At 58.6% G+C, this 13,817-nt stretch carries 8 protein-coding genes, 1 tRNA gene and 2 rRNA genes (1 of these 11 only partly in view); 6 read left to right on the forward strand and 5 right to left on the reverse strand.

What is annotated here, in order from left to right:
• From I6L34_RS13230 to I6L34_RS13250, 5 genes are all read left to right on the forward strand, one after another.
• Nucleotides 1–2,369: ribosomal RNA gene (locus tag I6L34_RS13230) — 23S ribosomal RNA — on the forward strand (it extends 521 nt beyond the left edge of the window).
• Nucleotides 2,370–2,478: 109 nt separating this feature from the next.
• Nucleotides 2,479–2,593: ribosomal RNA gene (gene rrf, locus I6L34_RS13235) — 5S ribosomal RNA — on the forward strand.
• 96 nt (nucleotides 2,594–2,689) lie between these two features.
• A tRNA-Asp gene (locus I6L34_RS13240) sits at nucleotides 2,690–2,766 on the forward strand.
• Between the two features lie 413 nt (nucleotides 2,767–3,179).
• Complete coding sequence (gene tmaR, locus I6L34_RS13245) at nucleotides 3,180–3,497, forward strand: PTS system regulator TmaR (RefSeq protein ID WP_005336024.1); 318 nt, start codon at nucleotides 3,180–3,182, stop codon at nucleotides 3,495–3,497.
• Between the two features lie 208 nt (nucleotides 3,498–3,705).
• Complete coding sequence (locus I6L34_RS13250) at nucleotides 3,706–6,789, forward strand: transglycosylase domain-containing protein (RefSeq protein ID WP_075116006.1); 3,084 nt, start codon at nucleotides 3,706–3,708, stop codon at nucleotides 6,787–6,789.
• Nucleotides 6,790–6,897: 108 nt separating this feature from the next.
• Here the strand turns inward: I6L34_RS13250 and yidA are convergent, their stop codons facing one another.
• The 4 genes from yidA to I6L34_RS13270 all read right to left on the reverse strand — a co-directional run bounded on the left by yidA (nucleotide 6,898) and on the right by I6L34_RS13270 (nucleotide 12,182).
• Nucleotides 6,898–7,707: a sugar-phosphatase gene (yidA, locus tag I6L34_RS13255; protein ID WP_042056408.1), complete on the reverse strand. Its 810-nt coding sequence runs from the start codon at nucleotides 7,705–7,707 to the stop codon at nucleotides 6,898–6,900.
• 114 nt (nucleotides 7,708–7,821) lie between these two features.
• A complete protein-coding gene (locus I6L34_RS13260; protein ID WP_075116055.1) occupies nucleotides 7,822–9,489 on the reverse strand; it encodes a DUF342 domain-containing protein in 1,668 nt (555 codons plus the stop codon).
• Between the two features lie 252 nt (nucleotides 9,490–9,741).
• Nucleotides 9,742–10,890, reverse strand: a complete 1,149-nt coding sequence (locus tag I6L34_RS13265) for a CinA family nicotinamide mononucleotide deamidase-related protein (RefSeq protein ID WP_075116007.1) — start codon at nucleotides 10,888–10,890, stop codon at nucleotides 9,742–9,744.
• 53 nt (nucleotides 10,891–10,943) lie between these two features.
• Entirely contained in the window at nucleotides 10,944–12,182 is a 1,239-nt protein-coding gene (locus tag I6L34_RS13270) for an HD-GYP domain-containing protein (protein ID WP_058059392.1), read from the reverse strand.
• A gap of 144 nt (nucleotides 12,183–12,326) precedes the next feature.
• On the opposite strand from I6L34_RS13270, the gene metA reads away from it, so the two are divergent.
• Nucleotides 12,327–13,274 carry a homoserine O-succinyltransferase gene (gene metA, locus I6L34_RS13275; protein ID WP_040067127.1) on the forward strand — a complete coding sequence of 316 codons (948 nt, stop codon included), beginning with the start codon at nucleotides 12,327–12,329 and terminating at the stop codon, nucleotides 13,272–13,274.
• On the opposite strand, the gene I6L34_RS13280 is transcribed toward metA, so the two are convergent.
• Nucleotides 13,275–13,793 (reverse strand): cyclin-dependent kinase inhibitor 3 family protein, encoded by a 519-nt coding sequence (locus tag I6L34_RS13280; RefSeq protein WP_216954823.1) that lies wholly within the window; start codon nucleotides 13,791–13,793, stop codon nucleotides 13,275–13,277. It lies immediately after the preceding gene.
• Nucleotides 13,794–13,817: the final 24 nt, after the last annotated feature.

The raw sequence follows: 13,817 nt of genomic DNA on the forward strand, positions 1-13,817 counted from the left end.
AGCAGTGGGAGCCCTTCGGGGTGACTGCGTACCTTTTGTATAATGGGTCAGCGACTTACATTTTGTAGCGAGGTTAACCGTATAGGGGAGCCGTAGGGAAACCGAGTCTTAACTGGGCGTCTAGTTGCAAGGTGTAGACCCGAAACCGGGTGATCTAGCCATGGGCAGGTTGAAGGTTGAGTAACATCAACTGGAGGACCGAACCCACTAACGTTGCAAAGTTAGGGGATGACCTGTGGCTGGGGGTGAAAGGCCAATCAAACTCGGAGATAGCTGGTTCTCCCCGAAAGCTATTTAGGTAGCGCCTCGGACGAATACTACTGGGGGTAGAGCACTGTTTGGGCTAGGGGGTCATCCCGACTTACCAACCCCATGCAAACTCCGAATACCAGTAAGTAATATCCGGGAGACACACGGCGGGTGCTAACGTCCGTCGTGAAGAGGGAAACAACCCAGACCGCCGGCTAAGGTCCCAAAGTTCTGGTTAAGTGGGAAACGATGTGGGAAGGCTCAGACAGCTAGGATGTTGGCTTAGAAGCAGCCATCATTTAAAGAAAGCGTAATAGCTCACTAGTCGAGTCGGCCTGCGCGGAAGATGTAACGGGGCTCAAACCAGGCACCGAAGCCGCGGATTCACACTTATGTGTGAGTGGTAGGGGAGCGTTCTGTAAGTCTGCGAAGGTGTATCGAGAGGTATGCTGGAGATATCAGAAGTGCGAATGCTGACGTAAGTAACGATAAAGGGGGTGAAAAGCCTCCTCGCCGGAAGACCAAGGGTTCCTGTCCAACGTTAATCGGGGCAGGGTGAGTCGACCCCTAAGGCGAGGCCGAAAGGCGTAGTCGATGGGAAGCAGGTTAATATTCCTGCACGACTTGTAATTGCGATGGGGGGACGGAGAAGGCTAGGTGGGCCAGGCGACGGTTGTCCTGGTGAAAGTGCGTAGGTGGTGTTTCCAGGCAAATCCGGAGACACAACACTGAGACACGAGACGAACACACTACGGTGTGGAAGCCATTGATGCCCTGCTTCCAGGAAAAGCCTCTAAGCTTCAGATTACAAGTCATCGTACCCCAAACCGACACAGGTGGTCGGGTAGAGAATACCAAGGCGCTTGAGAGAACTCGGGTGAAGGAACTAGGCAAAATAGAACCGTAACTTCGGGAGAAGGTTCGCTCCTGACAGTGAAGTCCCTTGCGGATGGAGCAGTTGGGAGTCGCAGTGACCAGATGGCTGGGACTGTTTATCAAAAACACAGCACTCTGCAAACACGAAAGTGGACGTATAGGGTGTGACACCTGCCCGGTGCCGGAAGGTTAATTGATGGGGTTAGCGCAAGCGAAGCTCTTGATCGAAGCCCCGGTAAACGGCGGCCGTAACTATAACGGTCCTAAGGTAGCGAAATTCCTTGTCGGGTAAGTTCCGACCTGCACGAATGGTGTAACCATGGCCATGCTGTCTCCACCCGAGACTCAGTGAAATCGAATTCGCCGTGAAGATGCGGTGTACCCGCGGCTAGACGGAAAGACCCCGTGAACCTTTACTACAGCTTGGCACTGAACATTGAACCTACATGTGTAGGATAGGTGGGAGGCTTTGAAGGCGTGACGCCAGTTGCGCTGGAGCCGTCCTTGAAATACCACCCTTGTATGTTTGATGTTCTAACGCAGGGCCCTGAATCGGGCTCGCGGACAGTGCCTGGTGGGTAGTTTGACTGGGGCGGTCTCCTCCCAAAGAGTAACGGAGGAGCACGAAGGTTGGCTAATCCTGGTCGGACATCAGGAGGTTAGTGCAATGGCATAAGCCAGCTTAACTGCGAGACGGACAGGTCGAGCAGGTACGAAAGTAGGTCATAGTGATCCGGTGGTTCTGAATGGAAGGGCCATCGCTCAACGGATAAAAGGTACTCCGGGGATAACAGGCTGATACCGCCCAAGAGTTCATATCGACGGCGGTGTTTGGCACCTCGATGTCGGCTCATCACATCCTGGGGCTGAAGTCGGTCCCAAGGGTATGGCTGTTCGCCATTTAAAGTGGTACGCGAGCTGGGTTCAGAACGTCGTGAGACAGTTCGGTCCCTATCTGCCGTGGGCGTTGGATGATTGAAGGGAGTTGCTCCTAGTACGAGAGGACCGGAGTGAACGAACCTCTGGTGTTCGGGTTGTCACGCCAGTGGCACTGCCCGGTAGCTAAGTTCGGAATCGATAACCGCTGAAAGCATCTAAGCGGGAAGCGAGCCCTGAGATGAGTCATCCCTGACCCCTTGAGGGTCCTAAAGGGCCGTTGGAGACCACAACGTTGATAGGTGGGGTGTGTAAGCGCAGTGATGTGTTGAGCTAACCCATACTAATTACCCGTGAGGCTTAACCATACAACACCCAAGAAGTGTTCTAAGGCTTGTAACAGATACCAAGCGAACTACTAATTCAGTGATAATGACCTAGTCGTTATTCACGTCAGCTTTCTAGATTAAGAATTTGCCTGGCGGCCATAGCGCCGTGGAACCACCTGATCCCATGCCGAACTCAGAAGTGAAACGCGGTAGCGCCGATGGTAGTGTGGCATTCGCCATGCGAGAGTAGGACACTGCCAGGCACGCAATTAAACGGTGATGTGAAGAATCACGTCACTGGCTGCGAGGATGACACCTCACTGACGCGGCAAACAATTTAGCGCAAGCTAACCGAATGCGGAGCGGTAGTTCAGTCGGTTAGAATACCGGCCTGTCACGCCGGGGGTCGCGGGTTCGAGTCCCGTCCGCTCCGCCACTAATTTGAAGGCCTTCCCTACTGGGAAGGCCTTTTTTATATGGGTGATTTTTGCCCATAAGACCCACAGGTTTGCACGCCGGAACCAACACAAAGCCCAGTCTCTCGACAGGGCGTTGGTGTTTTTAGCGTGTTAAACAGCCAGTGTTAGCATTTATCTGCAGGAAGAGAACTAAAAAGCCTGTCATCTCCTCCATTTTCTATCTATATCAAGCTCTTATCTGATGGATTACTGGCCATTTTAACTGGTTTACTTTTGGCCAAACTCTGTTCATGGCGCGCGATTAGGGTTGTATCTCGCTTATAACTCGGTAGAGTAAGGGCATCTTGAGTTTGCCTGTCCCGCGCTGGGTTTGCCGGGTTCCAGGTGTAACTTGGCCAGTTTTTATCAACCTTAAGTCAGTGGTATCGATATGGAACAAGTAAACAAGTCCACCTTCAGCGATGTACTGGAATATGTGCGTATGTCCCGTCGCCAGAACAAACTCAAGCGTGAAATTGCGGATAACGAGAAGAAGATCCGTGACAACCAGAAGCGCGTGCTGCTGCTCGACAACCTGAGCGACTACATCAAGCCGGGCATGAGCATTGATGATGTACAGGCGATCATCGCCAACATGCGCGCGGACTATGAAGAGCGCGTGGATGACCACATCATCAAGAACGCCGAGCTTTCCAAAGAGCGTAAAGAGCTGAGCACCAAATTGAAGGGCATGAGCTCTCACAAATAAGCATTCAGCTTTCGCTTAAGAGACACCGGCCACAGGCCGGTGTTTTGTTATCAGCTCGGATCTCTGCCACTCCTGCAACAATCGGCTCCCCTTTTTAGAATTGCCCTGTTACCATCACCACAAAGCGGTCAATAGTTTCAAGCCATTGACTTGAAAAGACTAAGCTTGAGTGAAACACAATAAATTGCGCAACCATGGTGGGGCTGATATGGGCGCATCAGAACAGACGGATTTGACACAAGTGGCATCTCAAGATTCATCTGTCCAGACCTCGGACGGGAACCCAAAGCGCAAGCGTCGTCCCTGGTGGCGTTGGCTGTTCTGTTTTCTCTTTTTATTGTGCCTGGGGGCGGTGATCGCTCTGGTTGGCTATGAGATGAAAACCTCGAAGCTGCAATCTCAGGAGATCTCCCGCTATGCTGCCAAGCTCACCTATCAGGTCGAACCTGGTCAGAGCAAGCAGATCGCCTTCCCTGAGGATGGCCCGTTCGACAAGCGGCTCGGCTATGTGCAACTGCCGATGATGCAGGAGCGTTTGCTTCAGCGGGGCTATGAAGTCAGCAAGCAGGTGCATTTCTCCGACGCGCTCTATGACTATGCCAGTCGTGGCTTCTTCGTGCCCTATACCGAGAAGGTGCAGGCCGGTTTGACGCTGCACGATTGCCGCGCCGAGCCCTTCTATCAATTCAAGTATCCGACCCATCACTATCCGGATTTTGATTCTATTCCGCCTCTTGTCATCCAGTCGCTGCTGTTTATCGAGAACCGCGACTTGCTGAGCAACGAAGAGCCGTTGGCCAACCCGGCGGTCGACTGGCCCCGTTTTGCCAAGGCCGCGCTCTCTCAAGTGGGCAAGGCGCTCGATATGCAGGATCAATCTGCCGGTGGCAGTACCCTGGCGACCCAGGTGGAGAAGTATCGCCACTCGCCGGACGGGCTGACCCTGTCGCCGACCGAGAAGATCCGTCAGATGGCCTCTGCCAGCGTACGGGCCTATCGTCTCGGGCCGGAAACCCTCGAAGCGCGCAAACTGGTCGCCTGGGCCTACCTCAACTCGGTGCCGCTCTCGGCTGCGCCTGGATATGGTGAAGTGCATGGTCTGGGAGATGGTCTCTGGGTCTGGTTTGGTGCCAATGTCGATGACGTGAACCGTCTGCTGGATCCTGCCCGCAACCAGAATGCGCCGCTGGCCGAACAGGGACTTGCCCTGCGTCAGGTGGTCTCGCTGATGATTGCGCACCGCCGTCCTTCTTACTATCTGGCTCAGGGGCGAGAGGCATTGGCTACCCTGACCGACAGCTATCTGCGCCTGTTTGTGCAGGAGGGGATGATCACGCCACCTCTGATGGAGGCGGCGCTCAAGGCCAAGATTACGTTCCGTGACTTCCTGCAGTCCCCGGCTATCACCCGGGTGAACAATAACAAGGGGTTGCAGGTTGCCCGTACTCGCCTGAGCCGCCAGCTCGGGGTGCAGCTCTATGACCTCGACCGGATGGATCTGACCGCCGATACCAGCCTCAACATGCCGTTGCAGAACGAAATCTCCCGTTATCTGCAACAGCTGGCCGACCCGACGTTTGCCGCTCAGGTGGGACTGTTTGGTGAGCGCCTGCTCTCGCCGGAGAAGACCGGCGATGTGCGCTACAGCTTCACCCTGTTCGAGAAGTCGCCAGAAGGGTTCAAGGTGCGGGTGCAGACCGACAACACCGATCAGCCGTTCGATATCAACGAAGGTTCCAAGCTGGAGTTGGGCTCAACCGCCAAGTTGCGGGTGCTGACCACCTATCTGGAGATCGTGGCCGAGCTGCACGACAACTATGCCGGGATGCCGGTCGAGAATCTGCGTAAATTGGCGGCAGTCTCTCAGGACAACCTCAGCCGCTGGGCCATCTCCTATCTGATGACGGCTCAGGACAAGAGCCTGCCTGTAATGCTGGAAGCGGCGCTGGATCGCAAATACTCCGCCAGCCCCAACGAAGGGTTCTTTACCGGTGGCGGCATGCACACCTTCAACAACTTCCGCCGCGAGGATAACAATCGCATTCCGACGTTGCGTGACTCTTTGCGTGAGTCGATTAACTTGCCCTTTGTGCGGCTGATGCGCGATATCGTGCGCTACAGCCTCTACAAGGAGGGCAACCGTGCCCAGTTGCTGAAGGATGACAAGGATCCCCGTCGTCAGGAGTATCTGGCCAAATTTGCCGACAAAGAGGGCCAGACCTATCTGCTGCGCTTCTGGCGCAAATATCGCGGCAAGACTCCCGAAGAGCAGCTCGATACCTTCCTCGACGGTCTCAAGCCGAGTGCGGTACGTCTGGCGGCGGTTCACCGCTACCTGATGCCGGAAGCCAGCGAAGCGGCTTTTGCTGCCTTCCTGGCGGAGCGGTTGCCGAGAGAGAAGCTGAGCGCCAAGCGGGTCAATCAGCTCTATGTGAGCTATGGCCCGGGCAAGTATTCACTGCCGGATCAGGGCTACATCGCCCGGGTTCACCCGCTGGAGCTGTGGTTGCTGGCCTATCTCAAGGAGTTCGACAAGGCGACCTTTGCCGACGCGGTGGCGGCCAGTCGTGACGAGCGGCAGGAGGTCTACAGCTGGCTGTTCAAGACTCGCCATCGCAGTGCCCGTGACAGCCGGATCCGCACCATGCTGGAGGTTGAAGCCTTCCTCGATATCCATCAGCGCTGGGCCAAGCTCGGTTATCCGTTCGACCATCTGGTGCCTTCGCTGGCGACCGCGTTGGGTAGCTCCGGCGATCGTCCGGCTGCACTGGCCGAGCTGATGGGGATTATCCAGAATGGCGGTGTCCGCTCGCCAACCTTGCGTATCGAGCATCTCTCGTTCGCCAAGGGGACTCCCTTCGAGACCGAGTTTGAGCCGCAGCACACCGAGGGAACCCGGGTGATGCCGGCAGAGGTGGCGGCCGCCCTGCGCAGTGCGCTCTCCAAGGTGGTCGAAGGGGGCACGGCAAGACGTATCGCCGGTGCCTTTACCCTGCCGGATGGCACTGTGCTTCAGATGGGGGGCAAGACCGGGACCGGGGATAACCGGATTGAAACCGTGGGTCGTTATGGCAACGTGACCAGCTCGCTGGCGCGCAACCGCACCGCGACCTTCGTCTTCTATCTGGGTGAGGATCACTTCGGTACCCTGACCGCCTATGTACCGGGTAGCCAGTCTGACAAGTTCCGCTTCACCTCGGCACTGCCGGTGCAGGTGCTCAAGGGGATGGCTCCTCTGCTGACGCCTTACCTGCAACCGGGTTCCCATACCCAGTGTCTGGCGAACCAGTGATGCGAGCGAATTACCGCTCATCACGCAGATAACTGACCAGAAAAACGGGGAGGCTGACAGCCTCCCCGTTTTTATATCCTCATCGGGCGCAGCGGCGCTCGATTGCGATCAGGCGTTCAGTACGAACTGTTCGATCACCTGAGCTACACCATCTTCATCGTTGCGGGCGGTGGTGTGCTGGGCGAGCGCCTTGATCTCGTCGGTGGCATTGCCCATCGCAACCCCGAGGCCTGCGTACTCGATCATATGGCGATCGTTGCCCGCATCCCCGACGCAGATCACCTGATCGGCGGTCAGGCCAAGATGCTCGGCCAGTGCGGCCACGCCAGTTCCCTTGTTGCTCTGCTTGTTCATGAATTCGAGGAAGAAGGGGGCGCTCTGTACCACGGTATAGCGCTCATAGAGCTCAGCAGGCAGTCGCTCGATGGCGCGGGAGAGCTGGGGCGGCTCGTCGATCATCATCACCTTCATGATCTGCTCGTCGGCAGGCAGGGTGGCGAAGTCGATCAGATTGATCGGCATGCCGATCAGGCGAGATTCGTGCTCGGTGTAGGTACTGACACGGGGGCTGATCAGTCCACGGGTGACCGAGAAACCATGGACGTTCACTTCCAGCTCATCAGCCAGTTTGGCGACGGCGCTGGCGTCACTGCCGGTCAGCAGCTGGCTGCGGATGATGCGCTGATCGGCCACCTGTTGCACCAGAGCGCCGTTGTAGCAGATGACGTAGTCATGCTCTGTGGTGAGGCCGAGCTCTTCCAGATAGCGGCTCATCCCTTCCAGCGGGCGGCCGGAGGCCAGCACAACGGTTACCCCTTTGGCGCGCGCTGCGCTGATGGCGGCGTGGGTGCGGGGAGTAATCTGGCCCTGCGGGTTGAGCAGGGTGCCATCCATATCCAATGCGATCAGCTTGTACATCTCTCACTACCTGAGTCTGGGTGGCCCGCCCGGTGGGGCCAAGGAAGTGGCGAGTGTAGCGAAAATCGGCGGCGGGATCACGACCGGTTCAGCGATGGGGCTGTGCCGGTTGAGCTATTTGTGTCCCTCGTAAGGGGTCATCTCCAGGGTTTCATCATGGATGGTCAGGCGGGTAGGGCCTCGGGTGATGGTAACCTTGCGTTTGAAGCTGGCCATCTCGACCTCGATGCCGGAGTAGAGGTGCTGGGTGGCAATGACCTCCATCTGAGCCATCAAGTTTCGCAGCTCCTCCTGGTTGGCGGTGAGCTGCTCATCGAGCTGGGCCAGTTCGGCCAGCTGATGGTCCCGGATCGGTTTGAGCTTGCGCAGGGTATCCGGATTGCGCTTGTCGCCGGGCAGTTGCAGCAACTTCATGACCAGCTCCTTGATTTTCTCCAGCTGGGCCTGACACGCCTGCTGGCGCAGCTTGAGCTGGTGTTCCTGCTCCTTGTGGGTGAAGTAGCCGCCAAGGAGCTGCAGCCGGGTATGGTTGGCGGCCTCGGCCCCCAGGCTGGGGGCCATGATCAGGCGATTGGCAATGCTGGTGCCCCCCAGCAGAGTGCCTTTGCGCATGTTGCTATCGCCTACCTTGATATCTTGTCCGCTGCGGGAGTAGCAGTGGCTGAGCTGGCTCTGGATCTGGATATCCCCCCCCGCTTCCAGCTGGGCATACTGGGCGTAGCTGGCGTGGATTTCCCCTTGTGCATTGAGCTGGCAAAGGTACTCCCCCTGTTCGTTGCGGCGGCCAATGATGCCGTGGCGTACCGTGATGCTGCCCCCAGCTTCGATCCAGCCCCCTTCGATAAAGCCGCCGATGACGATGTCACCGCTGACCTTGATCTTCATGCCTGGGTTGACGTCGCCGCTGACGATTAAGCCCCCTTCAAAATCAATGTGGCCGTGGCGGGCATCCACCTGTTTGACGCTGAGCACCTCGTCCACCTTCATGCCCGCTTTCTCCTGACAGGGCAGGCCAGCCCGACCGGCAATCAGCAGGTCGGGATCGTCGGGGGAGATAAAGGTGCCCTCGCCAGCACTCATCGGGCTGTCTTTGCCATCCTTGGCTGGCAGGTCCTGACCGGTCACGGTAAAACCGGGCACCCCGACGGTGGCTGGATGACGGCGCATCAGCGGAGCGCCGGCCTTGACGGTGACGATGGAGCCGAGATCCCGCAGATCGACCTTGCCATGCCCCAGCTCCTGCGGTTTGAGGATCCGTTCGGCCGGGGTCTCCACCAGCCGCTCATAGCGAGTGTCCTGACCATTGACGGCAGGCTGGCCGTTGGCAATCACCAGCTTGAGCTGACTGCCGGGGGCGGCCTCCTTGGCTGACTGGATGGCAGCGATGAGCAGTTGCTCACTCACCCCCTGTTTGATTTCGCTGATGGCGATCGCCTCTTTCAGCTGTTCCAGCGTCACATACTTGCCACCCCAGTCGGCAGTGATCTGGGCGATGGCGCTCATGCGATCCTTCTCCACTATTACGGCGAGTCGGGCATCCTGACGCTTGCCGACAGGGATGGGGTTGGCGGGGACGGGGGCGGCAGGGTTGGTGAGCAGGGTATTAAGCAGGCTGATGGCCTGTTTGATCCCCTCGGGCAGAGGCTGATAGCGGCGACAGTTGGAAGCGAGCAGCAGAGCCTGCACATCTTGTTCCGTGACAGGTTTGGTGAGACCGGCGGCAATCCGCAGGCAGACCAGTTCCATATCGCTTGATAGCAGCAACCACTCTTTGCTTAACACCGCATCTCCTTGCTGGATGAGAACGGAACGATCGGCTCGCTCCTCTACTGTCATTTAATCTCTCAATGATTAATAAAGCGAGTCACCAACCCTGAGAGTGGGCAGTATTCAGATATTTCCTCTGAATGGTCAATGAATTGAAGTCAAATCGGTGATGGCGGCCAGATAAATGTGGGCGCTGTTTGGAAACGGAGTGAAAAGACGGATCGCAGCGCCAGCGACATAGGGTCGCTGGCAGGGGGGAGGTGGTTATCAGCTGCGCTGGGCTGTTCTGGCCAGGGTGAGGTAATCGCCGAGCACCGGTTCACCCAGCATATGGCGGCGCAGCATGTCGAGGGCGGCAAAGGCGAGGATCTTGCGGCGGCTCTCCGGGTCGGGGTGGCGGACCTTGACCGTCTGACCGACGTGTTTTCCATCGGCGCTGAGTAGCAGTGGTACACCCTCGGTGCCCTCTCGCCCTATGGTCAGTTGCAGGCCCGCATCGGCGGTCGGCAGTTGCGCCAGCTCATCGGCCAGTTGCGCGCTGAAGTGTGCTTCCAGCCGGGGATGGCCGTGACAAAGCGCCAGCAGCGCACCTCCACTCTCCCCCTCCAGCAGAGCCAGCGGTTTGCCTTGCAGCAGCGCAAGGATCTGCTGCGCCGGTTCCGTATCTCCGCCGCCAACCAGCCAGGGGCGGATCGTATCCAGCAGTCGGCGCTCTGCACTCTCCATGTCAGCGGCACTGGCGCCGTGGCCGATCAGCTTCAGCTCGATAAGGGGCATGGAGGAGCGGTAACCCAGCTCAATACCAGCTGGCCAGGGTTCGGCATCCAGCATATCGCTGAGCGCCGACTCCGAGACGCCGAAGGTGTAAAAGCGACGCAGCTCGGTATCGATCTGTGCCCCGGCCAGCTGTTTGAGGCGCGGCAGAATTTGCTCGCGTACCATCTGCTTGAATTCGAACGGCACGCCCGGGGTGAAGAAGAGCTGGCTCTGGCCACTTCGCACCACAAAGCCGCAGGCGGTGCCGACCGGGTTGTCGAGGATCTCGCACCCCTGTGGCAGCCATGCCTGTTTGGCATTGCTTTGTGCCATGGGGCGGCCACGGCTGGCGTAGCGCGCTTCGATGGTAGCGAGCCAGTCGGGGAAAAGGGTGAGCGGCTGGTCAAAGGCTTCAGCGGCGGCCTGAGCGGTGAGATCGTCGGCAGTGGGCCCGAGCCCGCCACACACCAGCACCACCTCGGCGCGGCTGGCACTCTCTTGCAGCACCGTTTTCAGGTCGGCGAGGTTGTCCCCTACCGTCAGGCGACGGCGCACCTGCCACCCCTGCTCCAGCAGCAGAGCGCTGAGCCAGGCCGCGTTGGTATCCACCACCAGACCCGTCACTATCTCGTCTCCGGTACTGATGATCTCGATACGCATGGCAGGCTCCTTGGATTAAACGGGTGGCAACGGTTGGTCTTGGGCCAACACAATCAGGCTTTGTTGTGCTCGAAGTAGTAGCTGATCCGGGTACGCGGATTGAGGTACTCGAACACGGCGGGCGGCAGCCGTTTGGGGTGGATCACCTTGGCGATCGACAGTTCGGCTTGCTGCAGGTCGATGATGGCGGCTTCCTGACGGGGAATGCGCGGATCGTAGACCAGCACCGAGGGGTAGAGCAGGCGGGAAGCGTTGACCGACATCACCAGCCCCACCTGACCGTTGGAGAGTTGCACCACGCTGCCGGGGGGGTAGATCCCCATCAGCCGGATCAGCATGCTGAGGTACTCCGGATTGAACTGCGCCTTGCGCTGCTTGTAGAGGCCGCTCAGGGCCGAGTAGGGCACCTTGGCCTGCATGTGGCAGAGGTTATCGTACTCGTTGATCAGCGACACCATCTGGGTCAGCGGATCGAGCTGGCCACCCTTGAGCCCTTCCGGCCCGCTGCCATCGAGATATTCGTGGTGATGGAGCACGATCCCCTTCGCCTCGGCCGGGAAATCCTTGGCCAGATTGAGCAGATCCAGCCCGTAGCGCGGGTGCTGGGCCATCAGGTTCTGCTCCGGCTTGGTCAGCGGCTCGGCCTTGCGCAGGATCTGGCTCGGGATCTTCAGCTTGCCGATATCGTGGAACAGCGCCCCCATGCCGACCTGACGGATCTCGTCGGCCGTCATGCAGCACTCCTTGGCCAGCAGCATGCTGAGCACGCTGACGTTGAGGGAGTGGAAGTAGAGGTTGTTGCCATCCTCGCTGTCGGAGACCAGATGGAGCACCATCTCGTCCACCGAGAGCAGCTGTTCTGTCATGGCGTTGACCAGCTCCTGCGCCTCGCCGATGGCATTGAGGGGGCGGGACTGGATCTTGCTCATCACGCTGCGCACCTGCGCCAGCGACTGCTGGAACTGCTTCTCGCATTGCTGCAGGTTGCGGCGATAGAGTTGCAACTGCTCGATGCGGCGATCTTTCTCCTGCTGCATCCGGGCCTGGCGCTGGGCGGCGTCTGCGCTCTCTTGTTGCTGAGGCTGTACCTGATTGAGGGGCTTGGGCGGAACGTCGCTCTTGTCGGGAATGATGGTGACCAGTTTCAGGCCGAGACGGCGGATCAGCTCGATTTCTTCTTCACTTTTGATCTTGAAGCTGGAAAACAGGAACGGGTGTTCGCGCCACCCCAGTGGCAGGGAGACATAGTTGCCGACTTGCAGTCGATCTACGGAAATCTTGATACCGGTCATTATCTTGGAAGCAGGAGACACACTGAGCCGTATGCTAGTCAAAGGCGGGGGTGAATACAAAAGGTATCTGATGACAGGGCAGGAGCTTTATTATAGGCTTCTGGATGTCCAGACATATTTACTGATGCAGTACAGGGAGTAAGCATGCCGATCAAGATCCCGGATCAGTTACCCGCCGCCGAAGTGCTGGGGCAGGAGAACATCTTTGTGATGACGGAATCCCGGGCCGTCACCCAGAACATCCGCCCGCTGCGGGTGCTCATCCTCAACCTGATGCCAAAGAAGATTGAGACCGAGATCCAGCTGATGCGGATGCTCTCCAACTCGCCGCTGCAGGTGGATGTGGATCTGCTGCGCATCGATGACAGGGAGTCAAAGAACACGCCACAGGCCCATCTGGAGAACTTCTATCACGACTTCGAGCAGGTGCGTGGCAACAACTACGACGGCATGATCATCACAGGGGCGCCGCTCGGGCTGGTGGAGTTCGAAGAGGTGGTCTACTGGCCGCGCATCGTCGAGATCATCGAGTGGTCCCATCAGCATGTCACCTCCACCCTGTTCCTCTGCTGGGCGGTGCAGGCGGCGCTGAAAGCCTTGTATGGCATGGAGAAGCAGACCCACGGCGAGAAGCTCTCCGGGGTTTACCGCCACCATCGCCTCGATGAGCACGAGCCGTTGCTGCGCGGTTTCGATGACGAGTTCGTCGCCCCGCACTCCCGTTACGCGGCGTTTGATGGCGATCTGATCCGTGCCCAGACCGACTTGCAGATTTTTGCCGAGTCAGAAGAGGCGGGAGTCTATCTGGCGGCGACCAAGGATTGTCGTCAGGTGTTTGTCACCGGCCACCCGGAGTACGATGCCCTGACGCTGGACGGGGAGTATCAGCGGGATTTGGCGGCAGGGCTCGAACCGGCTATTCCGGTCAACTACTACCCGAACAATGATCCGAGCCGGACGCCGCGCGCCAGCTGGCGCAGCCACGGTCATCTGCTGTTTGCCAACTGGCTCAACTACTACGTCTATCAGCTCACCAGCTATCGGGTGGAAGATATCGGCAAGGTCTTTACCTACGACCAGGGAGGCAAGTAGTCAGTCGCCCTGCGCCAGCCGCTCGGCCAGCTGGTCGAGCCACTGGCGGTGGCAGGCCAGGGTAAACGCCTTGGGTCTGTGGGCCTTGATGGCGACCATCGCCTCTTGCTGTTGCTGGCCGAGGGTCATCAGCAGCGCGGCGGCGACCAGACCGGTACGACCGCTGCCCCCTTTGCAGTGGATGACCAGATGTTTGCCATCCCCCAGCAGCTCGCGCAGCTGTGGCAGCGCCTGTTGCCAGGCAGCCTCGAAGTCGGCATCGGGGGCCAGATCATCCTCGATGGGCAGATGGAACCAGCGCATCCCTTCGTGCTCGACCTGCTGGCCGAGCTGCGCCAGTTCGAGTCGGATCAACTCGGCGCTTGTCATCAGGGTCACCACTCCGTGGGCACCGGCCAACCGCAGTTGATCGAGCGCCAGGGTCAGCGGCACCTGCTGGGTGCCGGGGCAGGGGGCCAGCAGCAGCTGACCGTCGACACGGGGAACCTCAAGGCTCCAGAAGGGGTGATACGGGTGCATGGCGGATCCTCGCGTGGTGGCCGC

Source organism: Aeromonas sp. FDAARGOS 1404 (genome assembly GCF_019047085.1).
GTDB lineage: Bacteria > Pseudomonadota > Gammaproteobacteria > Enterobacterales > Aeromonadaceae > Aeromonas > Aeromonas veronii.